The sequence below is a fragment of the Aquimarina discodermiae genome, from assembly GCF_040786235.1.
GTDB lineage: Bacteria > Bacteroidota > Bacteroidia > Flavobacteriales > Flavobacteriaceae > Aquimarina.
The window spans coordinates 146554-169776 of the sequence record NZ_JBFMKP010000006.1; the positions used below are offsets into that span (position 1 = coordinate 146554).

At 32.9% G+C, this 23223-nt stretch carries 25 protein-coding genes and 1 tRNA gene; 16 read left to right on the top strand and 10 right to left on the bottom strand.

Annotated elements, in window-relative coordinates; translation table 11 throughout:
- Positions 1–210: 210 nt before the first annotated feature.
- Positions 211–1284, top strand: a complete 1074-nt coding sequence (locus ABW636_RS05370; RefSeq protein ID WP_367588930.1) for a PA0069 family radical SAM protein — start codon at positions 211–213, stop codon at positions 1282–1284.
- Here ABW636_RS05370 and ABW636_RS05375 read toward each other — a convergent pair whose 3' ends face one another.
- The 5 genes from ABW636_RS05375 to ABW636_RS05395 all read right to left on the bottom strand — a co-directional run bounded on the left by ABW636_RS05375 (position 1285) and on the right by ABW636_RS05395 (position 4818).
- Positions 1285–1938 carry an HD domain-containing protein gene (locus ABW636_RS05375; RefSeq protein WP_367588931.1) on the bottom strand — a complete coding sequence of 218 codons (654 nt, stop codon included), beginning with the start codon at positions 1936–1938 and terminating at the stop codon, positions 1285–1287.
- Positions 1939–1951: 13 nt separating this feature from the next.
- A complete protein-coding gene (locus ABW636_RS05380; RefSeq protein WP_367588932.1) occupies positions 1952–2950 on the bottom strand; it encodes an acyl-ACP desaturase in 999 nt (332 codons plus the stop codon).
- An 11-nt stretch (positions 2951–2961) separates the two neighbouring features.
- The gene (locus ABW636_RS05385) at positions 2962–3702 is read right to left on the bottom strand and encodes a lysophospholipid acyltransferase family protein (RefSeq protein ID WP_367588933.1); all 741 of its coding nucleotides are present in this window, start codon (positions 3700–3702) and stop codon (positions 2962–2964) included.
- 189 nt (positions 3703–3891) lie between these two features.
- Complete coding sequence (locus tag ABW636_RS05390; protein WP_367588934.1) at positions 3892–4302, bottom strand: BrxA/BrxB family bacilliredoxin; 411 nt, start codon at positions 4300–4302, stop codon at positions 3892–3894.
- A gap of 150 nt (positions 4303–4452) precedes the next feature.
- Entirely contained in the window at positions 4453–4818 is a 366-nt protein-coding gene (locus ABW636_RS05395; RefSeq protein WP_367588935.1) for a hypothetical protein, read from the bottom strand.
- Positions 4819–4947: 129 nt separating this feature from the next.
- Between ABW636_RS05395 and ABW636_RS05400 the strand changes: the two genes are divergently transcribed.
- Both ABW636_RS05400 and ABW636_RS05405 read left to right on the top strand, forming a co-directional pair.
- The gene (locus tag ABW636_RS05400) at positions 4948–5685 is read left to right on the top strand and encodes a TerB family tellurite resistance protein (RefSeq protein ID WP_367588936.1); all 738 of its coding nucleotides are present in this window, start codon (positions 4948–4950) and stop codon (positions 5683–5685) included.
- A 91-nt stretch (positions 5686–5776) separates the two neighbouring features.
- A complete protein-coding gene (locus ABW636_RS05405; RefSeq protein WP_367588937.1) occupies positions 5777–6694 on the top strand; it encodes a DMT family transporter in 918 nt (305 codons plus the stop codon).
- Between the two features lie 3 nt (positions 6695–6697).
- Here the strand turns inward: ABW636_RS05405 and ABW636_RS05410 are convergent, their stop codons facing one another.
- The 4 genes from ABW636_RS05410 to ABW636_RS05425 form a co-directional block, all read right to left on the bottom strand.
- The gene (locus ABW636_RS05410; RefSeq protein ID WP_367588938.1) at positions 6698–6844 is read right to left on the bottom strand and encodes a FeoB-associated Cys-rich membrane protein; all 147 of its coding nucleotides are present in this window, start codon (positions 6842–6844) and stop codon (positions 6698–6700) included.
- 71 nt (positions 6845–6915) lie between these two features.
- On the bottom strand, positions 6916–9012 hold the full coding sequence (feoB, locus tag ABW636_RS05415) for a ferrous iron transport protein B (protein WP_367588939.1): 2097 nt from the start codon (positions 9010–9012) through the stop codon (positions 6916–6918).
- A 9-nt stretch (positions 9013–9021) separates the two neighbouring features.
- Positions 9022–9249: a FeoA family protein gene (locus tag ABW636_RS05420; protein ID WP_367588940.1), complete on the bottom strand. Its 228-nt coding sequence runs from the start codon at positions 9247–9249 to the stop codon at positions 9022–9024.
- A 109-nt stretch (positions 9250–9358) separates the two neighbouring features.
- On the bottom strand, positions 9359–10030 hold the full coding sequence (locus ABW636_RS05425; protein WP_367588941.1) for an SCO family protein: 672 nt from the start codon (positions 10028–10030) through the stop codon (positions 9359–9361).
- A gap of 156 nt (positions 10031–10186) precedes the next feature.
- Here ABW636_RS05425 and rseP point away from each other — a divergent pair, with 156 nt between their 5' ends.
- From rseP to ABW636_RS05460, 7 genes are all read left to right on the top strand, one after another.
- On the top strand, positions 10187–11521 hold the full coding sequence (gene rseP, locus ABW636_RS05430) for an RIP metalloprotease RseP (protein ID WP_367588942.1): 1335 nt from the start codon (positions 10187–10189) through the stop codon (positions 11519–11521).
- Positions 11522–11808: 287 nt separating this feature from the next.
- Positions 11809–11882: transfer RNA gene (locus ABW636_RS05435), tRNA-Asn, on the top strand.
- A 240-nt stretch (positions 11883–12122) separates the two neighbouring features.
- On the top strand, positions 12123–12512 hold the full coding sequence (locus ABW636_RS05440; protein WP_367588943.1) for a Fur family transcriptional regulator: 390 nt from the start codon (positions 12123–12125) through the stop codon (positions 12510–12512).
- A 114-nt stretch (positions 12513–12626) separates the two neighbouring features.
- Positions 12627–13040 (top strand): MerC domain-containing protein, encoded by a 414-nt coding sequence (locus ABW636_RS05445; RefSeq protein WP_367588944.1) that lies wholly within the window; start codon positions 12627–12629, stop codon positions 13038–13040.
- 10 nt (positions 13041–13050) lie between these two features.
- Positions 13051–13710: a GTP cyclohydrolase I FolE gene (folE, locus tag ABW636_RS05450; protein ID WP_367588945.1), complete on the top strand. Its 660-nt coding sequence runs from the start codon at positions 13051–13053 to the stop codon at positions 13708–13710.
- Between the two features lie 908 nt (positions 13711–14618).
- A complete protein-coding gene (locus ABW636_RS05455; RefSeq protein WP_367588946.1) occupies positions 14619–15041 on the top strand; it encodes a hypothetical protein in 423 nt (140 codons plus the stop codon).
- A 109-nt stretch (positions 15042–15150) separates the two neighbouring features.
- Positions 15151–15786, top strand: a complete 636-nt coding sequence (locus tag ABW636_RS05460) for a DUF4494 domain-containing protein (RefSeq protein ID WP_367588947.1) — start codon at positions 15151–15153, stop codon at positions 15784–15786.
- 187 nt (positions 15787–15973) lie between these two features.
- Here the strand turns inward: ABW636_RS05460 and ABW636_RS05465 are convergent, their stop codons facing one another.
- On the bottom strand, positions 15974–16897 hold the full coding sequence (locus ABW636_RS05465; RefSeq protein ID WP_367588948.1) for a LysR family transcriptional regulator: 924 nt from the start codon (positions 16895–16897) through the stop codon (positions 15974–15976).
- Positions 16898–17221: 324 nt separating this feature from the next.
- Between ABW636_RS05465 and ABW636_RS05470 the strand changes: the two genes are divergently transcribed.
- From ABW636_RS05470 to ABW636_RS05495, 6 genes are all read left to right on the top strand, one after another.
- Positions 17222–17524, top strand: a complete 303-nt coding sequence (locus ABW636_RS05470; RefSeq protein ID WP_367588949.1) for a hypothetical protein — start codon at positions 17222–17224, stop codon at positions 17522–17524.
- 21 nt (positions 17525–17545) lie between these two features.
- Entirely contained in the window at positions 17546–17854 is a 309-nt protein-coding gene (locus tag ABW636_RS05475; RefSeq protein WP_367588950.1) for a sodium-dependent bicarbonate transport family permease, read from the top strand.
- 163 nt (positions 17855–18017) lie between these two features.
- Positions 18018–18698: a TetR/AcrR family transcriptional regulator gene (locus ABW636_RS05480; protein ID WP_367588951.1), complete on the top strand. Its 681-nt coding sequence runs from the start codon at positions 18018–18020 to the stop codon at positions 18696–18698.
- A complete protein-coding gene (locus ABW636_RS05485; RefSeq protein WP_367588952.1) occupies positions 18698–20365 on the top strand; it encodes a peptidase domain-containing ABC transporter in 1668 nt (555 codons plus the stop codon). The genes ABW636_RS05480 and ABW636_RS05485 overlap by 1 nt, the downstream gene beginning before the upstream one ends.
- Positions 20358–21704 (top strand): HlyD family secretion protein, encoded by a 1347-nt coding sequence (locus ABW636_RS05490; protein WP_367588953.1) that lies wholly within the window; start codon positions 20358–20360, stop codon positions 21702–21704. Before ABW636_RS05485 ends, ABW636_RS05490 begins: the two co-directional genes overlap by 8 nt.
- A 7-nt stretch (positions 21705–21711) precedes the next feature.
- On the top strand, positions 21712–23139 hold the full coding sequence (locus ABW636_RS05495; RefSeq protein WP_367588954.1) for a TolC family protein: 1428 nt from the start codon (positions 21712–21714) through the stop codon (positions 23137–23139).
- The last annotated feature ends 84 nt before the right edge of the window (positions 23140–23223 follow it).

Genomic DNA, 23223 nt, shown 5'->3' on the forward strand with positions numbered 1-23223 from the left:
TTTCTATAATATCACCGCACTAATAATAGATCTAAATCTTATAGATAAAACTTGTCTGATTACAATGTTTACTAATTTGTTTTTAAAAGAAGAGACTGCCCATTGGCAGTCTTTTTTTAGTTCTTTATTCTTTTTTATTGGAATATTTCCAATACAATAAGGAATTATTCCAATATAGTGGTATTTTTGATTTTCAAATCAACTCAGAATATGAAAACACAAAAACACATTAAAGGAAGAGGAGCACAAAGTAAAATCCATAATCGATTTTCAGAAAATAAATATGAGTTGAGAGATGATTTTATTAACCATTGCCTTAAAGAGGGGGACCCAATAAATGATGTCAAAACTACGTATATAGAAACTTTTCCTAAAACCATTGTAAACAAAGTAACTAGTCCTGATGTTGGAATGATGTATTCTCTTAATCCTTATCAAGGATGTGAACATGGTTGTATATATTGTTATGCACGTAACTCCCATGAGTACTGGGGGTATGGAGCAGGGTTAGATTTTGAAAGTAAAATACTGATCAAAAAAAATGCAGCGGATCTTTTAGAAAAGAAAATACAACACAAAAAATGGGAAGCATATCCCATCTCGCTTTCGGGTAATACAGATTGCTATCAACCTATAGAAAGTAGACTAAAAATTACTCGAGATTTACTAAAGGTATTTTTAAAGTATAAACATCCTGTAGGTATTATTACTAAAAATTCATTAATCACAAGAGATTTAGACATCCTTTCAGAATTAGCGAACGACAATTTGGTATCTGTTTTTCTTTCGATCACCTCGTTAAAAGAAGAAATAAGAAGAATTCTGGAACCAAGAACTGCCAGTATAAAAAAGCGACTCGAGACAATAGAAACCTTGAATGCATCGGGGATACCAGTAGGTGTTATGATGGCTCCTATTATCCCTTCGATCAATAGTCATGAAATACTACCATTGGCACAAGAAGTTTCAAAAAGAGGAGCAAACGGGATTGGTTATACCGTTATAAGGTTGAATGGTGCTATTGGCGGGTTATTTACTCAATGGTTAGAAAACACATTACCCGAAAGAAAAAATAAGATATTAAACCAAATCATGCAATGTCATCAAGGAACTCTAAACGATAGTGAGTTTGGTAGAAGAATGAAAGGTTCTGGAGCAATCGCCAATCAGATTCATCAACAATTTACCATTGCTCGTCAAAAATACTTTTCTTCATCAGAAAAAATTCATTTAAATTGTGACTTACACAAGCACCACAAAACAAGTCAATTACGATTATTTTAGTTATCGCTCTCCCTCCCACTCTTTATAAAACTGATCCAGGTATTGCTCCATAAAACGATGTCTTTCTTCTGCAATTTTCTTACCTGTTTTTGTATTCATTCTATCTTTTAGTAAGAGTAGTTTTTCATAAAAATGATTGATTGTGGGAGCAGTCGAAGCTTTGTACTCTTCTTTGCTCATCGAAAGATTAGGACGTATTTGGGGATCATATAAGCCTCTGTTTTTAAACCCTCCGTAATTAAAACATCTTGCGATACCTATCGCTCCTATCGCATCTAATCGATCAGCATCTTGTACTACTTCTAGTTCTGGGGATCTAAAATGTTGTTTCGTATTGCCTCCTTTAAAAGAAATATTCTCTATAATCTTAATAACGTGATCAATAACACTACTTTGTACCTGTAGGTCGACCAAAAACTCGCGAGCCATTCTAGGCCCTATAGTTTCATCCCCATCATAAAATTTAGAATCTGCTATATCATGTAGTAAAGCTCCTAATGATACAATAAGTATATCGACGGCTTCGTCTTTGGCTATTAACTTTGTATTCTTATATACTCTTTGAATATGAAACCAATCATGACCACCCTCTGCATTATTAAGGGTGTCTTTTACAAAATCAATTGTTTTGGATAATATCAGTTCTTGATTCATACCCTAATCGGTACTATTTTATCAAAGCTGGCTGTACCCATTTAAACTCATGAATCTCATCAGGAATTACTAATCGTTCACTAATACGCTGCATTCTTGCAGGTAATTTCATAATGTAATCCCTAGCTTTCTCTGCTTCGTCGGTAAGATTCATTATTTTGTCAATTTCCCATCTATCAATAAGCCGTTGCATAATATCAACATAATCCTGTGATGTATATACTCCTATACGCTGTGCAGACCATGAAAAATCTTCAAAAGCACTACCAATCGCACCTCCTGTTTCTCTTAGAAAATGTGCCGGCATGACAATTTTAAATTTTAACATTTCATAAAATGCAATCATCATTTGGCTTGGATCTACCTCAAAAATACTACTTACAAATTCGCTATAGGCATTGTGATGACGCATTTCATCTCCAGAAATTATCTTACACATTTTGGCCAGAGACTTATTAGAATATTGCTTTGCCAATTTTGCTACTCTATTATGTGATATATAGGTTGCCAGTTCCTGAAAACTAGTATAAACGAAATTTTTATAAGGATCTCTATCAGTACCAATATCAAAACCATCATTAATCAGGTATTGAGTTGTACGTTCTACCTCAATCATATTCACTCTTCCCGATAGATACAAATATTTGTTTAACACATCTCCATGGCGATTTTCTTCTCCACTCCAGTATCGTACCCATCTTGACCATGAATTTCCTCCTTTTTCATGTTGATCGATACCTTCTACATCCATTAACCAAGACTCATAAGTTGGTAATGCTTCTTCTGTTATAGTATCTCCTACCAGCACCACCCAAAAATCATACGGTAATTCTTTGGCTAACTCTCTCAATTCTTTTACCTCATCAAAAAATGTATCTTCATTCTGAGAATCAGGCAAAAAATCGGTAGGTTGCCATATCTTATCTACTGGAATTAAAAATTTATCTATATAAGAGTCTACCTTCTTTTCTAGTAGTTGCATTACCTCTAATCGTATATTATCCAATGCCATTATCTTGTGTGTTAAGTTCTGACTGCTAAAGTAATCCTTTCTTCTATTTTTTCCAGTAATATTTCTGGTTCTTTATCAATTAACATGGGTTCTTGTACTTCTAACGATAAATGCACCCCTATTCCTAAAGGAAAATTACCAAATCTCAACAGTTTCCAACTGTTATTAATGGTAAGAGGGACGACCACAGCATCAGGAGCATATTTAAACAGAATTTTTAACCCTGTTGGTGCAAAGCTTTTTGGTTTCCCGTCTCTACTTCTGGTTCCTTCAGGAAAAATAACTCCAGAAAAGTTATTTTGGGTTATAAATTTACCAAATCTTGATAGTGTAGGGATTGATTGCTTAGGATTTTTCCTATCTATTAATGCATGCCCACCATGTCTTAGATTAAAAGAAATACTAGGTATCCCTTTACCTAATTCTATTTTAGAAATAAACTTAGGCCTATATTTATGTAAATACCAAGATATTAAAGGAATATCAAACATGCTTTGATGATTAGACACTAATATCATTGGTTTGCCTAAAGGTAACTTATGAGTATTTTTAAAACTAACAGTTGACCCAAGAACGTGTAAGCAACGTAGCAAACATAAATTCATAATATTGACAACCCCTCTATGTCCAGACTCTCCTCCGATCCTTTTACCCAACCATTGTAATGGGTGAAAAATAACCAATGTTAATCCAAAACATAAATAAAAAATTATAGAAAGCGGATAACTTAATACCTTCTTAATTGCTCCCATTTTTTCCTAAAAATTAATTCATTCAACTTGTGTGATTTCAAAGGCATTATTCATTTTTAACTGAAATATAAAACCTTTGAAAAAGATGCTAACATTTACTATTAGCAAATCTTAATTTTAAGAAATTAAAAACCGTCTGTAGTAACAAACGGTTTTTAAAATTCTTTTTAGCATAAAAGCCAGTATTATTTAGCAATGTTCATTGTATGCATCTCTAAGGTTTTCTGCAATCATATCTGCAGGTCTTCCTTCTATATGATGACGCTCTAACATATGCACTAATTCTCCATTTTTAAACAAGGCCATAGAAGGAGATGAAGGAGGAAAAGGAACCATATAACCTCTTGCCTTATCTGTTGCTTCTCTATCTACACCTGCAAAAACAGTTACCAAATTATCAGGTCTCTTTTCATTCTCTAAAGAAGCTTTTGCTCCTGGTCTTGCATTGGCTGCTGCACAACCACAAACCGAATTTACTACTACCAATGTAGTTCCCTCTTTTGCAATAGCACTATCTACCGCTTCTACCGTATGCAATTCTTCAAATCCAATACTGGTTAAATCTTCTCGCATTGGTTTTACTAATTCTGCTGGATACATATATTTTATTTTTTCTTATTACAATTTTATGCAAAGTTACAAATTATGTACCACATAAAAACACCTGACAAGTAGTCTTTAAACAAAGACCATATTCTGCTTATTCATGACATCACAAAATGACATAAGTCTCAGAAGAACAAAAGCTTTCTAATCTGATTTTACCCAGATTGTATTATCTTCAATTCGCTTTAATGTGTTTGCGTTTTGTAGCATAAATGAAACATCACTACCCAAACCATTTTTTTTATCTAACGTAATTTTGCTTCCTTCACGAACGTAGGTTGTTTCTCTTACAATATCCCCTCTTCCTATCAAGATATCTACTTTGGTATCATCTATAAAATCCACAAATTCTGTACAATTTAACAATGAATCTTGACCAACCATACAATCAGGAATCTGATGTACAAAACGTCCTATAATTTTATCTTCTGTAATAGAAGAATTGTCATCATCGTTATCACAAGACATTAGTATCAGACAGAGTATCAAAATAAGATTTCGATTTTTCATGTGTTACAATTTTTAAAAGTGATTTTCTGCAAAACGTTGCTTTTATTGCAACCCATTTTATATATAACGTAAAACATAAAATTATCTTTTAATAATTCGATTATCTTTACAGCCAAAAAATTGATTTGAATGATTAAATGGTTTATTGCCATATTAGGGTATATATTTTTTAGAGTTCCCGGTGCCATTTTAGGTTTTATACTGGGTAGTCTTCTTGACAGTCAGATAAGTTCAAGTAACGGAGAAGGTTTTAAAACCGTTTTTTCTCAAGAATCCAAAGTAACTCCTGCCGATTTCGAACTTAATCTGTTATCGTTATCATCTATTGTTATTAAAGCAGACGGAAAAGTAAATCAAACAGAACTTGATTATGTTCGACAGTATTTTGTAAGTTCTTATGGAAAAGAGCGCGCAAATGCAACGTTTAGAACTTTTAATGAGATTATAAAGAGCAGAGAAATCTCTGCACAACGTATCTGTATGTACATTAATCAACATACGCGATACCCGTCTAGATTACAAATTTTACATTTTCTTTTTGGAATTGCTAATGCCGATGGAATGGTCAGTACTTCTGAAGCAGAAGAGATTAGAAAAATTGCAGGTTTTTTACGTATACATCTCAAAGATTATGAGAGTATTAAAGCTATGTTTTTTAAAACTGGAGATCATGCTTACAAAATACTTGAAATAGAAAAAACAGCAACAGATGCCGAAGTAAAGAAAGCATTTAGAGCGATGGCAAAAAAGTACCATCCAGACAAAATACAACACATGGATCAAATCTATATTAAAGGAGCCGAAGCCAAGTTTAGAGAAGTACAAAATGCGTATGATTTAATCAAAAAAGAACGTGGCATTGTTTAAGTAATTTTTGTTTGGTCAGTGTTTTGGCTTTAACATAAACTTAATAGGTGAGCTACACATAATTGATCCAAAGATTTCTTTACTTTGTCAGATGTCTTCAAACAAAGTAAAGGCGCATCTATCCCTTTTAAGTACCAATATAATTTATGGAGCAAATTATCTTGTCGCCAAAGGGCTAATGCCTGGAAAAATAGAAGCTTCTGCACTAGTGTTTCTTAGAATTAGCGGAGCAGGTATTTTATTTCTCATTATTAAATATTTTATCAAGGACCCTGTAGATAAAAAAGATATTCCAAGACTTGCATTATGTGGTCTTCTTGGAGTAGCGACCAATCAATTTTTTTCTATGAATGGACTAAGTCTTACTTCTCCTGTAGATGCTGCAATTATTGTGACCGCAATGCCTATCTTTACGGTAATAATTAGTTACTTTTTATTAAAGGAACCTTTTACCCTTCAAAGAGTCCTAGGGGTTATATTAGGGGGATCTGGTGCAGTTTTACTTATTTATTTAGGAAACTCTGGTCTAGGAACCGGTTCATTACTAGGAAATGTTTTTATCTGTATAAATGCATTATCTTTTGCATTCTACCTTGTAATTGTTAAACCTTTAATGTCGAAGTACAAACCAGTAACCGTCATTGCCTGGACATTTTGCTTTGGTTTTATATACATATTTCCTTTTTGCATAGAAAAATTGGTATCTACAGATTTTACGGCTTTTGCTACCTTTAATTGGGTTTCATTATTTTATGTAGTGATTGGTCCCACTTTTTTAGCATACTTTCTTAACATGTATGCCCTGCAACATGTAAAACCAACCGTTGCCAGTAGTTATATCTATGTACAGCCAGCTGTAGCGATGATTTTGGTTGCTGTTATATCCTATTTAATCGTAGACAGTCAATATAAAGGAGATATTACCATTGTAAAACTTCTTTGTTGTATCTTGATTTTTGGCGGTGTTTATTTAATAAGTAGTGCCCCACTTCGTTGGTTTAAAAAATAACTTCTAATGACACCCGCAATCAGTACCGCCGCTACCACAAGACTTTGATTTCTTCTTGACAGTAGATTTCCAAAAGAATTTTTTAATCAAAAAACCAACGGCCAACAAGAACGCGAAAAAAACTAATATATTCTGAATCAGGATACTCATTACAATACAAAAATACGAATTACTAAGCAGCTATCATTTGTTTTTTGACTTGATGCTATCAAATCATGGTACTATTTTAAAATTTGAAATGCGGCAAGAGCCGTCGCATAGGCAAACACACTCATAAAAACAAGTTGTATCATTGGCCATTTCCAACTATTAGTTTCTCTTTTTACAATTGCCAATGTACTCATACATTGCATTGCGAATGCATAAAACAAAAGTAAAGAGATTCCGCTTGCTAAATTAAACAAAGGTCCTCTTGTGATTGGATTTATTTCGGCAGCCATTCTGTTTTTAATTGTCTCATCTTCATCACTACCCACACTATAAATAGTTGCCAATGTCCCAACAAAAACTTCTCTTGCCGCAAAAGAACTAATGATTCCTATACCTATTTTCCAATCGTATCCCAAAGGAGCTACAATAGGTTCTATGGCTTTTCCTGCATACCCTATAAAAGAATACTCTAGTTTATAGGAAGCAATCTTATTATCACGTTCTTCTTGCGATAAATCACTATAGTTATTGGCAACTATTTCTTCAGCTTTTTCGAATTTATCATTAGGTCCAAAACTTGCCAATACCCAAAGTATAATCGAAATTGCCAGGATTATCTTTCCTGCTCCAAAAACAAAAGCTTTTGTTTTTTCAATCACATTAATCGCTACATTTTTAAACAACGGTATTTTATAACCTGGCATTTCTACTACAAAATAAGAAGTGCTTTTTATTTTTAGTACTTTGTTTAATATCCATGCCGACCCTACTGCAGTTATAAAGCCTAAAAAATAAAGCATCATTAAGGTTAGGCTTTGGTAACCAAAGATCCACCCTACTTTTTTATCGGGAATGACCAATGCAATAATAATAAGATATACAGGTAGTCGCGCAGCACAGGTTGTGAATGGCACTACTAAAATTGTAATCAATCTTTCTTTCCAGTTTTCGATGTTTCGCGTCGCCATTACCGCAGGTATTGCACAAGCTGTACCTGATATAAGCGGTACAACACTTTTACCACTCAGCCCAAATTTTCGCATCACTCTGTCCATCAAAAAAACCACACGGCTCATGTACCCACTTTCTTCTAGTATAGAGATAAACAAAAACAAAAATGCAATTTGCGGAATGAAAATAACGACCCCTCCTAACCCAGGAATAACTCCTTCTGTAATTAAGTCTACAAAAGGTCCCGAAGGCAACATTTCTTTTACAGTTTCGCTGGTCCAGGCAAAAGCTTCATCGATAAGATCCATCGGATATGAAGACCAATCATAAATTGCTTGGAATATTACTAAGAGTATTGCTAAAAATATAAAATACCCCCAGAATTTATGTGTAAGAATTCTATCCAATCGTTCTCTGGTTCCTGTCGCTGCATTACTATCAATGGCAAGCCCTTTTTTAAGAACTGTATTTATAAATTGATATCTCTTTATGGTTTCTTTTTGTTGTAATCTTTTTAGTTCACTTTCTGATTTAATCTTAAAATCAGGAGCAACATCTAATTCTTGCTTATAAACTTTCCTAAAGTTAACATCTTGAGTTACTACCAACCAAAGTTTATAGATCGATTGATCAGGAAATACTTTTTGTAACCTCTCAAAATATTCGGGAGCAAAAGACAACGCATCCAAACAGGGTTTTTTAGACAATAAAGTATAAGATTCTATAAGTTTTTTTAACTCGTCTATCCCCTCACCTTTACGTGCACTAATCAATGCTATTTTAGTATTAAGCTGTTCCTCGAGTAATGGGATATCGAGCGAAATCCCTTTTCGTTTCATACGATCTGCCATATTAATTACCAAAATGACAGGTATCTCAAGATCTTTAATTTGCGTATACAATAACAAATTTCGCTTAAGATTTTCTACATCACTTACCACCACTGCTACATCAGGAAAATCTTTATCGTTTCTATTTAGTAGTAATTCAATTACTACACTCTCATCAAGCGATGATGCATTAAGACTATATGTTCCTGGTAGATCTAATATATGTGCTTTAACCCCTCTAGATAATTTACATATACCTTCCTTTTTATCAACAGTAATACCAGGATAATTACCCACTTGCTGATTTAAACCTGTAAGCAAGTTAAAAACCGACGTTTTCCCGGTATTAGGATTTCCAATAAGTGAGACCTTTATCTGCTTCCCCATAAAATACTATTAAATAATCTTAACTTCTATTCGGGCTGCAATCTCTCTTCGTATGGCAAGATGACTTCCATTTATAACTAGGTACATGGGGCATTTAAAAGGAGCCATTTGCAGTAATTCTACTTCATTACCAGGCAAACATCCCATTTCTAGAAGTTTTAACGGAACAGCATCTGTATCAACCTCTTTTATCAGCGCACGCTGACCAAGCTCGAGGTTAGCAATTGTAGTCTTCAAGTATTTATTTAGATTAATTTTAAACAACGCAAAAATAGGATAAAATACCTTACTGAAAAACTCTAAACTCTTAAAATAAGAGAATCACACCGTTGTGAAACGATAGTTTTCACTTATTTTCTTTTTTCAGAACAGCAATATCCTCTAATAATCGATCAATATCTTCTGGGTTGGTACCATCATAAAACCCTCGAATACGTTTTCTAGTATCGATCAATACAAAGTTCTCGGTATGTACCATATCATATTTGCCTCCGTCTCCATCTGATTTTGCCGCCAAATAGGATTTACGAGCTAGATCATAAATTTCTTTTTTATCTCCCGTAACCAAATTCCACTTTGCATCATCGACTCCTTTTTGAATTGCATATTTTTTCAGACGTGCTACGCTATCAATTTGTGGTGTCACCGAATGTGATAACAATAGCACCTCGTGATCATTTTGCAATTGGTTCTGAATTTCTTTCATATGATCTGTCATAATTGGGCAAATCGTTTGACAGGTGGTAAAGAAAAAATCTGCTACATAAATTTTGTTTTCGTAATCTTTTTGTGTTATTGTTTTACCATTTTGATTAATCAGCCTAAAATCTGCTATTTTATGATATTTACGTACGTATTGAACCGTAGAATCTACTAAATCTGTGTGTACCATATTAGGCTCATATACTGGCAATATCCTATTTGGCTTAAGAATCGAATAAATGATAGAAATAATGATTGCAGAAAGCACGAAAAGTACAATTGCAAAAAATTTATATTTAGAAAAAAATTGAAGCATTCTTACATTTGAGGCCACAAAATTACAAGGATTATATCATATAATATGATCGTTTCTATTAAAAAATCTATAAATATCTCGAACTGCATCACAGATTTTTTTTAAATACTCTCTTAAAAGGTTACTTTTGCGTCATTTAATTTTGAAAACCGACATATGAGTCCATTCTTTATAAAAGCTATTCAATTACTATTAAGCTTATCTCTTCTTATTGTACTGCATGAGCTAGGGCATTTTATTCCTGCCAAATTATTTAAAACCAGAGTAGAGAAGTTTTACTTATTTTTTGATGTAAAGTTTTCTTTATTCAAGAAAAAAATTGGAGAAACGGTTTATGGTATAGGTTGGTTACCATTAGGTGGGTATGTTAAAATATCTGGTATGATTGATGAAAGCATGGATAAGGAGCAAATGGCTGGCCCACCACAACCATGGGAGTTTAGATCAAAACCAGCTTGGCAACGATTAATTATTATGTTAGGAGGAGTCACCGTAAATATCATATTAGGTTTTTTGATCTATATCGCAATTGTATTTACCTGGGGGCAAGACTATGTGAAAACCGAAGATGTAAAGTATGGGTTTGGGGTAAGCAAAACCTTAGAAGAATTTGGACTGAAACAAGGTGATAAAATAATTACTGTAAATGGAACACCTATGTTTGATGCGACCGAAATTGGGAAGCATCTTTTAATGCGTGATATCAAAACCATTACAGTAGAGCATGAAACCGGAAAAAGAGAAACTCTAAGCTTACCAGAGGATTTAGGAAGCAAAATATTCGAATCTGGACAAATGATGGCAATGAGCTATCGATATCCTTTTAAACTAGATTCGATAGTAGAAGGTGGAGCTGCAGAAAAAGCAGGGTTTAAAAAAACCGATAAGATTATTGAAATAGGTGGATACCCTATTAAATACCAAACCGATTTTGGGTATGCACTTAATAATCATAGAAAAAATGATAGTGTAGCAGTAATCAAATATGAACGTAGTGGTATTGTAAATGAAGTAGATCTTGTATTAGATGAAGACAAAAAAATTGGTGTTATCATGACTCCTACTGATAAAGATGCTATCAAAATACAACATATGGACTATGGTTTTGCAGAGAGCATTTCTAAAGGTTTTGAATTGGGGTATTGGACACTTAAAGATTACATAGCTCAATTACCCTTTCTATTTACCAAAAAAGGAGCCGGACAAGTAGGTGGTTTTGGTGCTATAGGAAATCTATTTCCTGAAAAATGGAACTGGAGATCTTTTTGGTCGATCACTGCTTTTATTTCTATCGTTTTGGCCTTTATGAATATATTGCCTATTCCGGCATTAGATGGTGGACATGTAATGTTTTTATTATACGAAATCATTGCTGGTAGAAAACCAAATGATAAATTTATGGAGTATGCACAATTGGTAGGATTTATTATTCTTATTTCACTACTGTTGTTTGCAAATGGTAACGATATTTATCGAGCGATATTTAAGTAAATACAGTTACATACAATTTTACAAAAGCCTTCTACTATTTGGGAAGGCTTTTTTGTGAAATAGCATGGAAGTTTAAAAATTCTAGAAATTCTTAAAAAAAACTAATGAGTTAAAAAAAACAACAAAACCCTATATCACAAACACATACCAAGAAATCTATAGTATCAAGAAAAAAATATTTTAAAAATGTGATTAAATAAATCAAAAAAAACTTTTTGAGATATAAAAAATAGTATATATTTGCACTCGCAAAACGAGAAAAACATTTTTCATTTGCAAGTTAAAATTCCTCCTTAGCTCAGTTGGTTAGAGCATCTGACTGTTAATCAGAGGGTCCTTGGTTCGAGTCCAAGAGGGGGAGCAAAAGTCCGGTAGCAATACTGGACTTTTTTGCTTTTATAATATACTTACAAGCATAAATCAAACCTTCTCTATCAAGTTCTCTATATAAAGACAAGATTAATTTATTGCTCATTTCATAATATTTATTAAGTTTGATCCATCTTCCAAAGTTAGAAAACAACTAATTTGTATCCGTTTTTAACACAAAATAGAGAAGATAAATCCTAATGTTTGCTATTATTTTTTGACGTTAACTATTATGAACTCTAAAAGGACGAGAAATACCGAAAAACAAAAGCTGGTAAAAGAAATACTCTCCACAGTAGAACATACAATGTCTGCCGATGATATCCTGGCAGCAATGCCAATAAAAGTTAATAAAACTACTATTTACAGAATACTAGATCGTTTTATAGAAAAAGGAGATGTTCATTTTGTTACTGGCAAAAATGGCAAAACCTATTATGCATTGTGTAATGATGGTTGTGGCCATTCACACAAAATGCATAACCATATACATTTTGAATGCCAGGAATGTGAAGAAGTAACTTGTCTCCCAAACACAATAGCCATACCCAACCTACCGGGATTTGCACCAATTGAAACTCAGTTTTTGGTAATCGGTATCTGTAACAAATGTAAAAAATAGAAAAAGTCCCTCGAATACTCAAAATAATTTTACCAAGGCAAAATTTTTAAACGCAACTTTGTTGCGTTTAAAAAAGATACTATCTTTGCAACTTACTGTAAACAATTTTTTGATTTGAACATATCAAGCATAACTCGAAAATCGGATACTCTTGGGATTATAGCAAGTAGCTTATGTTTTCTACACTGCTTAGCTACTCCTATTCTTTTTCTGACGCCCACCGGAACAGGTATACTTAGCAGTGAACATCCGGTTTGGTGGGGTCTTTTGGATATGGTCTTCTTAGTACTATCCTTCATGGCAGTTCGATGGTCTGTAAAAACTACTTCGAAAACTCATATAAAATATGCTTTATGGATAAGCTGGTTTCTTTTACTCCTCATTATTATCAATGAAAAATTACACATTATCTTTTTACCAGAAAAGATAATCTATGGAGTCACTCTATTTTTGGTTGTTTTACATTTTTATAATCAGAAATATTGCAGATGTCAAAATCAAAAATGTTGTAGTAACAAAACACTTTAGAAACCTTATTATGAGTAAAGATCAAATCGAATGGATTGGAGATGCACATATTTCTACCAACAGTCAAACTCCATTAAGAACAGATGCGTTTGAAAAACCTGATGATGAAAAGATTAAAAACATTCAACATCACTTTTCAAAAATCATGGAAGAGTTGGGACTTGATCTGACAGATGACAGCCTTTCTGGAACACCTTATAGAGTTGCCAAAATGTATGTAAAAGAATTGTTTTATGGCTTAAACCCTCAAAACAGACCAAAAGTATCTACTTTTGAAAACAAATACGAATACCAAAAGATATTGGTCGAACAAAATATCACGATCGATTCTTCTTGCGAGCATCATTTCTTACCCATTGTAGGAACTGCTCATATAGGATACATCCCAAGAGACAAAGTGGTTGGATTATCCAAGATTAATAGGTTAGTAGATTACTATGCGCATCGCCCTCAGGTACAGGAACGACTCTGTTTACAAATCCTTAAAGACCTGCAACACACTTTACAAACACAAGATGTAATTGTTGTTATCAACGCCGAGCATTTATGTGTTTCTTCCAGAGGCATTAAGGATAAGAGTAGTTCTACCACTACCATAGAATACGGAGGACAGTTCTTAGAACCTCATTTTAGAAAAGAGTTTTTTGATATTATTAGTAAAGGCGCCTAATAATTACCCTATTGTGAATACACTACCTTTTTACCTTTATAATTCTTTGGTCAATTAGATTCTTATTAAAAATCAGATCCATTGATTATAAAGAGAAAACCGTGATCAAAAAGTTTGTTAAAAAGTACGTTTATGACAAAAGAATCGATCGATTATTGCGAAAATCTAAATAATAACCTTTAAGAGAACGAATCTGAAGTTAAGCGTTTGATTTTTAATTATTTTTAAAAAAATCATTAACCAAAAAACTCTTAAAACATGAAAAAAAAGTTTTCTTCTTTTGGAAAAGTGCTTAGCAAATCTGAGCTACAAAAAATCAATGGACAAGGTGATATATCATGCGGAGACCTTTGTGGTCTACGCTGGTTTCAATGCCTGTGGCAAAATTCTCATTTTATATGCAATATAGAAAGAGACGCTTGTTTAAAAGCTTGCAACAGCTAAAGAGCTTTTAAAACAATACCAATAAAGACCGTAAAGAAAGTTTATTTCTTTACGGTCTTTTGTTTTATATATCTAAAAAAAAGATAGGCTTACAGAACGTATACTACATTAGTAAACCTGATAATACCCCTCTCCACACTGCCTTTCTACTTAACTCTCCCTGTTCAATGCTAAAAATCGGTAGAGCAATTATCTATTTTGTCTTTCCTCACTTTTTTGAACCCATAAAATATTCTTAAAAAAACTCTTTAACAACTATCATTCAACTACCACTCATCGAACAAAACTACCATTAAACGACACAAATCTGCATTTCATCGAAATTTTACTCTTAACAAAGTCTTAAAAAAGTATTTTCGACACTCAAACAGTATAAAAACAACTGTTTTACCGTAACAATATTTAGTAAACACATTAAAACAATGGTCAATACCCCCATTGTTCTATTCTAAAAACCAACAATTATGAAGAGAACAGTACTATTTATCGCATTAATAATTTGCATTGGCGCAAAAGCCCAAAACATAACTAGCACAGATTTTTGGCAAGAAGATAAAATTAAACACAGTATTGGTTCTTTCGGTATCAGTACAGCAACCTATACATTTTTATCAATACATAACAAATACAAAGAATTTCCAGAACTCAAAAAACGACTCATATCTCTCTCTACCACCATGTTGGTTGGATCGATAAAAGAGATGATCGATAGTGCATCATCAGGTAATGCATCCTGGGGAGACATGGGAGCAAATGCTGTTGGAGGATTAGCTTTTCAAGCTGCCATAACAATTCCTATAAACTTTAATAATAAACATAAAAGAAAGAAAAAAACAACACCATCATCTAACTCACCAACCGACGAATTAGTCGAAACAGAAAATTAATTATGATACCATTAAGTTGCAATAATTTAAAAATTTGTGAATATCTATTCCAAAATAGTAATGTAAGGACTTATTATAAAATCTATATTTGACACCCTTAAAAAAAACTATGAGCGCAACTTGGTACGAATGTAAAGTAAAGTATAGAAAAATAAATGAATCTGGAGTGCAAAAGGTCACAACAGAACCTTATCTGGTAGATGCCATCTCCTATACGGAAGCAGAAACAAGAATAAACGAAGAAATGTCTGCATATATAAGTGAAGAATTTAAAATCACGAATATCAAAGTGGCGAACTATGCAGAAATACATCCGGTAGAGAATTCTGATCGTTGGTTTAAATCCAAAGTTTCGTTAATAGCATATGACGAAGAAAGTGGTAAGGAAAGAAAAACAAATATGTACTTATTAGTGCAAGCAAATGATGTAAAAGAAGCTTTTGACAATACAAATGCTGCGATGAAAGGGACTACAGGCGATTATACAATACCTGCCATAGCAGAGTCACCGATCATGGATGTATTTCCGTATTTTACAGGAGAAGAAGATCAATTAGATAAGTTTAAAGCATTACGAATAAACACATCTGAAGAAAAAGAAAGCTCTGAAGTGGATGCAACAAAAGAAATAGTTGAAGTAGAAAAAGCTAAGGAAGAAATACAAGAAATAATTGTACCAACAGAAGAAATTGATACAACAAATACAATCATAGAAGATAAAACAATAAGTGATGAAGTAATTTAAATATGTATCATCACTTACAACCTAATATTTTGGTGAAGTAAATATTTTTATAATATTTCGTAAAAAGAGGGTGCTTGGTTTTTCGAGCACCCTCTTTTTTATTGATTAATTTTAAGTTCCATATAAAATCATCAAGATAAAAATAAGAGATTTCTAAAAGTGCTAACAAACCGTAAAAAAGATGCAATCAATAGTTTTCAAACCATCCGAAATGCTCGTTTATTATAGATTCTTTGTTTTCATTTATATAATCGACAAATGACTTTGCCACCATTGATAAGTTTTTTGATTTTAACCAAATTAGATTCCAGTTAGTTTGAATTGGTAATCCTTTTGCCGGTATGATTTGCAGCTCAAACATGTTTAAAGAGTTTTTGATACCTATTAGAGGCATTACTGACACACCCAAACCAGCAATTACCGCTTGCTTTACAGCCTCATTAGAAGTAAGCTCCATTTTCTTAAAAACTTTAATTTTACTTTTTGTTATATAGTTTTCCATTGCTAATCGCGTAGCAGAACCATTTTCACGAAAAATAAGCGGTAATTTTTCAAAAGATTTTTTCGAAATGTTTTTTGAAACATCTATATTCTCTTTGCTACCCACCAAAAACAGTTTGTTTTTCATAAGTTCGATACGTTCTATGGCAAGTTTTTTAGGTATAGTAGAAACCATTGCAAAGTCCACCTCATTATTTTCTAAACTTCTTATAACTGATGCTTTATTAGTAACATCCATCGTCAAGTCTACTCCTTCATTTTTATCTAAAAAACCTGAAAGCAAATAAGGCATTGCATATTTGGCAGTAGATACTATTGCAATTTTCAAAGCTCCAGATAGCTTACCTTGATAGTTTAAGGATTTATAATTTATTGCTTTTACTTCGTCCAAAATCTTTTGTGCCGCAAGCGCTATTTCTTCTCCAAACTCGGTAATATATAACTTCCTTCCTACTACCTCAAATAAAGGGATATCAAATTGTTCCTGAAAATTTTTAAGCTGGATTGAAACCGCTGGTTGAGTTAAAAAAAGAGCCTCAGAAGCCTTCGTAACACTTTTTAATTCAGCTATTTTTTTGAATATCTCTAACTGGTGCAATGTATAGTTCATAAAATATATTAATGTATTACATAATAAATATAAATAAAAATATATAAACAATACTCCTCATCTTTGTAAAAAAAGACGGGATAAGCTTTAACAGTAAAAAGATAACTAAGAATCAAGTAAAAGTGATTGTATTACCCCATAAGTTAAAGCCAAAACTATCCCTCCCTTTTTTTTGAAGGGCTATTATGATGTTAACATACGTGCTTCTAGCGTTTTTAAGTGTTATTAATAATAGCCCTTTTTTGAAATAAATTTTTGTTTCAGAAGGCATACTGCAGATGTCCCTGATATCATAACAGGCAAATAAAAAACAAAAAAGCAATTATGGAAACCTTGAAAATATCTAATAAAATAATTACAGAACAAAGAATAAATTTAATTGATGGATGCTTTACTACTGCTGAAGCTTGCGACATCATAAACAGTGTATTAAATATTAAAATAAACTTTCACAAACTACATCGTCTTTCTATAACAGAAGGAAATGCAGACGATTTATGTGAATATGATAATAACCGTATTAACGAGTTGTTAACTCAACAAGAAACTGTCAAAGATTTCTTTAAGAACATAAAAGGCAAAAAGCTTAAGATTAACAGCATCATCGATATTGCTATTGAAGAGTAAAAACGTAGAAATAATATACTTATGGATGTACACTTTTTGGTTGATTTTTTAGCAAACTCAACTTTACTATATTTCTTTTTAGAATTAGTCAGCGTTCAATTAAAAAGTGACCTGAGTATACCACAAAATTCTTCTAAGTTCATTGCTCTTTATCTATTATTAACAGTATTTAAAAGAGCGCTAGAGTTATTACATAACCATTTGAACTTAGAAATTTTGTGGTCTTTGATATTTGTAATTTTACTTGCCATAGTAGTTATTACATACAAATATCACTCATTTAGAAGAAAGTATATTATGGCAAACATATTCAATCGATTTAGTTTATGACCTTTAAATGCCATAAGGGATCCTTTTAAAGCTACCTTGATACCACTACCAAATTTATGTACTAAAAACCATTTTTAAAACAACCACAATACACTCACAAATAAAAGTTAAACTATCTGTATTTAAAAGTAATACTATTAATTTTGAGAGTAAATATATAATTATGCATGAGCTACTTAGAAATTTACAAATCAAGGTGAATGAAAAGACCTATATTAAAGATCCAGAATCTTCTAATTTAGGTAAGCGTATAATTGAAAATAGTATCACCTTAATTAATGATATAGGTTTTGAAGCGTTTACTTTTAAGAAGTTAGGAGTATTAATAAATTCTAACGAGAGTTCTGTTTATCGTTATTTTGAGAATAAACATAAACTTTTACTATACCTCACTGCTTGGTATTGGGCCTGGATAGAATATCATATTGTTATTAAAACCTTTAGCATTTCTGATCCGAAGAAAAAGCTGGAAGAAATTATTCTGCTTACCACTCGAGCCATAGAATCTGATTCTAATTTCTCTCATATAGACGAAGTAAAATTAAATAAAATCGTCATCAACGAATACTCAAAATCATTCCTTACTAAAGAAGTAGATAGTGATAATAAAGAAGGGTATTTCTTTATTTACAAACGCTTAATTACCCGAATAAAGGAAGCTATAACTGCTGTAAATCCAAACTATAAATACCCAACAACGCTTGCGAGTACAATAATAGAAGGCTCTTTACACCAACACTTTTTAAAAGAGCATTTTCCAACCATTACAGATTGTAATAAAACAATAACACCTACAGATTTTTATACAAATCTTGTATTTACATCACTTAAAACAACCGATTAATGAAAGAAATTATGTCACCTTGGAAACGACTTATTGGACTGTTACAACTTGACAAACGAGATATCAGGCAAATATTCTATTATGCTATTTTTGCGGGCTTGGTGGCTTTGTCATTACCTCTAGGAATCCAAGCAATAATTAATTTGATTCAAGGCGCGCAGATTTCTTCATCATGGATGGTACTTGTATCTCTGGTGACTTTGGGCGTAGTTTTTCAAGGTGGTCTTCAATTAATGCAAATTCGTATTCTAGAGAGTATCCAGCAAAAGATTTTTACCCGATCTTCTTTCGAATTTGCTTTTAGATTTCCTAAAATAAAAGCCGATGAACTTCGCAACTACTACCCTCCTGAATTAGCTAATAGGTTTTTTGATACGCTAACCGTTCAAAAAGGATTATCAAAAATATTAATTGATTTTCCTGCGGCGTTTCTTCAAATCATCTTTGGGATCATTCTATTATCTTTTTATCACCCCTTTTTTATTATTTATGGTATCCTACTCATATTGTTGATATATATCGTATTTAAATTTACAGCATCAAAGGGATTAGAAACAAGTTTACTAGAATCAAAAAAGAAGTATAAAGTAGCACACTGGATTCAGGAAGTATCAAGGTCTCTGGTAAGTTTTAAGCTATCAGGAAACACAGAACTTGCTATGCTTCGTAATGACAAACTCACTACCGATTATCTGGAAGCAAGAGAGAGTCATTTTAAGGTGTTAATCACTCAATTCATCCAGATGATAGGCTTTAAAATTTTAGTTACGGCCGGGCTTTTATTAATAGGTGGATTACTAGTCTTAAATCAACAAATGAATATCGGGCAATTCGTAGCAGCCGAAATCATTATACTTTTGGTAATAGGCTCTGTAGAAAAGCTGATTAAAGGATTGGAGACCTTCTACGATGTACTAACATCACTCGAAAAAATTGGACAGGTAGTCGATAAAAAACTAGAAGCTCAAGAAGGAATAGATCCTTTTGAAACGCCCCAACCTTTAAAAGTCGAATTAGAAGATGTAGATTATACAACATCTGATGGTATTTCTATTCTCAAAAACATCAATATTACTATTGGTCAGCAAGATCGTTTATTGCTTGATGGCACATCGGGTTCAGGCAAAACCACATTGCTAAAATTATTGTCTGGATTACTATTACCTACACAAGGTTCGTTATATATCAATAACTTTTCGATAAAAGGAATATGGCCTAATCGCTATCGAAGAAAAATAGGACAAGTACTTCCAGAACAAGCTCCATTCGAAGGAACCATACTAGAAAACATAACATTTGGTGATCCTGATATATCTAGAGATAGAGTTAACGAAGTACTACACAATATTGGTTTATTACCTTTTATAAAGAAGCAACCCAATGGTTTACAGACTATGTTATATCCAGAAGGGCAGCAAATACCTTACACCATTTCAAAACGTATTATGCTTGCCAGAGCCATTGTACACAACCCAGAAATGCTATTGCTTAAAGATCCTTTAGAATATTTTGAAAGCTCAGATGCAAAATCAATTATCGATTATCTAACAGATGTATCACAACCTTGGGCGATTATTGTATCGTCTCGCAATCCATTATGGAGGAAACATTGTACACATACCATAAAATTACATCAAGGAACCCTAAATACAACTAATAATGCTTAATATCTCACATAATAAACTTAATCAAAAAGTCACATTAGAGGGGTATAGTGCTTTTACGAAAGCTTTTAAAAATCGCCACTTTAAAGTTTTTAATCGATTTTTATTGGCATTTGCCATCTTAGGTATGGTTATACTATTCTTACCTTGGACTCAAAATGTATCTGGTAAAGGATATCTAACCACATTAACACCAGATCAACGGCCACAAACAATACAATCACCAATTCCTGGGCGTATTGAAAAATGGTATGTAAGAGAAGGTGATTTTGTAAAAAAAGGAGATACCATTCTATTTATTTCTGAAATAAAAAATGAATATCAAGATCCCAAATTAGTAGAACGAACCAAATTACAGCGAGAAGCCAAGAGCAGATCTGTTGCATCGTATCAAGGTAAAATTACTGCATTGCAAGGTCAGATTACGGCACTTAACAGAGAGCGTACCCTAAAATTACAACAAGCCGAAAACAAGGTAATTCAATCGCGTCTCAAGGTTAAAAGTGACAGTATCGATTTACAGGCCGCACGTACCAACAAAAATATTGCCGAAAAACAGTTTAATCGTACCCAAACACTTCAACAAGAAGGCTTAAAAGCAATGAAAGATGTAGAAGAAAAACGATTAAAACTACAGGAAACCCAAGCCAAACTTGTATCGCAAGAGAATAAATTATTAGCTGCTCGTAACGAGGTGATCAATGCCGAGGTAGAGATAAGCCGTATCGCCGCATCTTATGCCGACAAGATCGCTAAAGCCAGTAGTGATCGTTTTACCGCAGAATCCAATCAATATGAAGCAGAAGTAGAAGTAAGCAAATTAGATAACAAATCAACAAACTATGAAATGCGAAATGCAATGATGTATATCACTGCACCACAAAATGGATATATCAATAAGGCAATAAAAAATGGTATTGGAGAAACTTTTAAAGAGGGAGAAAAACTAGTAGGAATAATGCCTTCAAACTATGATTTGGCTGTAGAAACTTTTGTCGAACCCATAGATTTACCATTACTTCATATCAATGAAAGTGTACGTATTCAATTTGATGGATGGCCTGCAATAGTATTTAGCGGATGGCCAGGAGCTTCTTTCGGAACCTATTCTGGTAAAGTCATCGCTATCGAGACATTTATAAGTGATAATGGAAAATTTAGGGTATTGATCGCGCCAGACAAAGAAGCCGAAGCATGGCCAAAAAATATACGTATTGGCTCAGGAGCTATGACTATTGCCCTTCTAGAAGATGTACCTATTTGGTATGAGATCTGGCGACAGCTTAATGGTTTTCCTCCAAATTATTATACACCTCAAGAAAGCACAAAAAAGACAAAGTAAATCAGTAATGAATGCACCTACAAAATACATATCAGCATTAATTTTGTTTCTTTTTGCGAAAACTACATTCGCCCAAAACGAACTAAATTCATCGCAACAAGTACTTTCTTTTGAAGAATACTTAGGCTATGTAAAACAATACCACCCATTAGTAAAACAAGCCAATCTGCAGCTCAGTATTGGGGAAGCAAATTTATTGAAAGCCAGAGGAGGGTTTGATCCAAAAGTATCGGTAGATTATGACCGTAAAAAATTTAAACAAACAGAATACTATGATCAACTCAATGCAACCTTTAAAATACCTACTTGGTACGGTATAGAGTTTAAAGCTAATTTTGAAGAAAACACAGGCCAATTCTTAAATCCGAACCTTACAGTACCTGACGGAGGATTATATAGTGCAGGGGTTTCTTTTTCATTGGCTCAAGGCTTCTTAATTAATGAAAGAATGGCCATGCTTAAAAAAGCCAGGTTTTTTATAGATCAGACAAAAGCACAAAGAGAATTACTCGTTAACCATCTAATTTTTGAAGCAAGCTTAGCTTATTTTAAATGGGTAAAAGCCAATACCGAACAAGAAATTTATGCTGATTTTTTAAGCAATGCTCTGCTTCGTTTTCAAGGTATAAAACGAAGTGTCGAATCGGGGGACAAAGCATCAATAGATACTACAGAGGCTAAAATAACGTATGAAACAAGAAAGCTTAATCTTGAAGCAGCAAGATTAAAAACTAGAAAAGCCGCATTAAAAGTTGGTACTTTTTTATGGCTAAACGACGTACCTCTAGAGATAAAAGAAAATGTTAGCCCAGTATTTCCAGATAGCAGTGCGATATCAAATTCATTATATTTGGAAGGGATTACAAATAATCTCAAAATTCTTGAAAACCATCCCAAAATACGCACCATTACCGCCAAAATAAACGGAGTAAGAATAGATCGTTCACTCAAAAGAAATAAGTTATTACCTAAATTGGATTTTCAGTATAATTTTATCACCCCCGACGGTGACCAACTTAATAGCTTTAATACAGCAAATTATAAAGCAGGAGTTAATTTTAGCATCCCGCTATTTTTACGAAAAGAGCGAGGTGACGTAAAACTTGCAGATTTAAAATTAAAAGATGCAAATTTCGAACGAGCAGCTACCTCTCTTACACTTCAGAATAGAATTATTGAAGCAAATGCCGAGATTGTATCATTACAAGAACAAAATAGCTTAATTAGAGGAATTGTGATCAGTTATAAAACTATGCTTACCGCAGAAGAACGCAAGTTTGAATTAGGTGAGAGTTCACTTTTCTTAGTAAACTCACGAGAGCAAAAACTTATCGAAGCCCAATTAAAAGCCAATACATTACAAATTAAATTTTTAAAAGCAAATGCCAGTTTGTATAACGCCCTGGGCATTTCAGAACCAGAGATAATGAATTAAAAAATCAAAATGTATGATAATACCACAAAACAAAACGCCTATAGAAAACAGTAAATCACTAAAAAAAGGTCATAGGTATCATTG

Bases quoted from the DNA above. Each gene is read 5' to 3' on its own strand.
- ABW636_RS05370 (WP_367588930.1), top strand. From the start codon at position 211: ATGAAAACACAAAAACACATTAAAGGAAGAGGAGCACAAAGTAAAATC.
- ABW636_RS05375 (WP_367588931.1), bottom strand. From the start codon at position 1,938: ATGAATCAAGAACTGATATTATCCAAAACAATTGATTTTGTAAAAGAC.
- ABW636_RS05380 (WP_367588932.1), bottom strand. From the start codon at position 2,950: ATGGCATTGGATAATATACGATTAGAGGTAATGCAACTACTAGAAAAG.
- ABW636_RS05385 (WP_367588933.1), bottom strand. From the start codon at position 3,702: ATGGGAGCAATTAAGAAGGTATTAAGTTATCCGCTTTCTATAATTTTT.
- ABW636_RS05390 (WP_367588934.1), bottom strand. From the start codon at position 4,302: ATGTATCCAGCAGAATTAGTAAAACCAATGCGAGAAGATTTAACCAGT.
- ABW636_RS05395 (WP_367588935.1), bottom strand. From the start codon at position 4,818: ATGAAAAATCGAAATCTTATTTTGATACTCTGTCTGATACTAATGTCT.
- ABW636_RS05400 (WP_367588936.1), top strand. From the start codon at position 4,948: ATGATTAAATGGTTTATTGCCATATTAGGGTATATATTTTTTAGAGTT.
- ABW636_RS05405 (WP_367588937.1), top strand. From the start codon at position 5,777: ATGTCTTCAAACAAAGTAAAGGCGCATCTATCCCTTTTAAGTACCAAT.
- ABW636_RS05410 (WP_367588938.1), bottom strand. From the start codon at position 6,844: ATGAGTATCCTGATTCAGAATATATTAGTTTTTTTCGCGTTCTTGTTG.
- feoB (WP_367588939.1), bottom strand. From the start codon at position 9,012: ATGGGGAAGCAGATAAAGGTCTCACTTATTGGAAATCCTAATACCGGG.
- ABW636_RS05425 (WP_367588941.1), bottom strand. From the start codon at position 10,030: ATGCTTCAATTTTTTTCTAAATATAAATTTTTTGCAATTGTACTTTTC.
- rseP (WP_367588942.1), top strand. From the start codon at position 10,187: ATGAGTCCATTCTTTATAAAAGCTATTCAATTACTATTAAGCTTATCT.
- ABW636_RS05440 (WP_367588943.1), top strand. From the start codon at position 12,123: ATGAACTCTAAAAGGACGAGAAATACCGAAAAACAAAAGCTGGTAAAA.
- folE (WP_367588945.1), top strand. From the start codon at position 13,051: ATGAGTAAAGATCAAATCGAATGGATTGGAGATGCACATATTTCTACC.
- ABW636_RS05455 (WP_367588946.1), top strand. From the start codon at position 14,619: ATGAAGAGAACAGTACTATTTATCGCATTAATAATTTGCATTGGCGCA.
- ABW636_RS05460 (WP_367588947.1), top strand. From the start codon at position 15,151: ATGAGCGCAACTTGGTACGAATGTAAAGTAAAGTATAGAAAAATAAAT.
- ABW636_RS05465 (WP_367588948.1), bottom strand. From the start codon at position 16,897: ATGAACTATACATTGCACCAGTTAGAGATATTCAAAAAAATAGCTGAA.
- ABW636_RS05470 (WP_367588949.1), top strand. From the start codon at position 17,222: ATGGAAACCTTGAAAATATCTAATAAAATAATTACAGAACAAAGAATA.
- ABW636_RS05475 (WP_367588950.1), top strand. From the start codon at position 17,546: ATGGATGTACACTTTTTGGTTGATTTTTTAGCAAACTCAACTTTACTA.
- ABW636_RS05480 (WP_367588951.1), top strand. From the start codon at position 18,018: ATGCATGAGCTACTTAGAAATTTACAAATCAAGGTGAATGAAAAGACC.
- ABW636_RS05485 (WP_367588952.1), top strand. From the start codon at position 18,698: ATGAAAGAAATTATGTCACCTTGGAAACGACTTATTGGACTGTTACAA.
- ABW636_RS05490 (WP_367588953.1), top strand. From the start codon at position 20,358: ATGCTTAATATCTCACATAATAAACTTAATCAAAAAGTCACATTAGAG.
- ABW636_RS05495 (WP_367588954.1), top strand. From the start codon at position 21,712: ATGAATGCACCTACAAAATACATATCAGCATTAATTTTGTTTCTTTTT.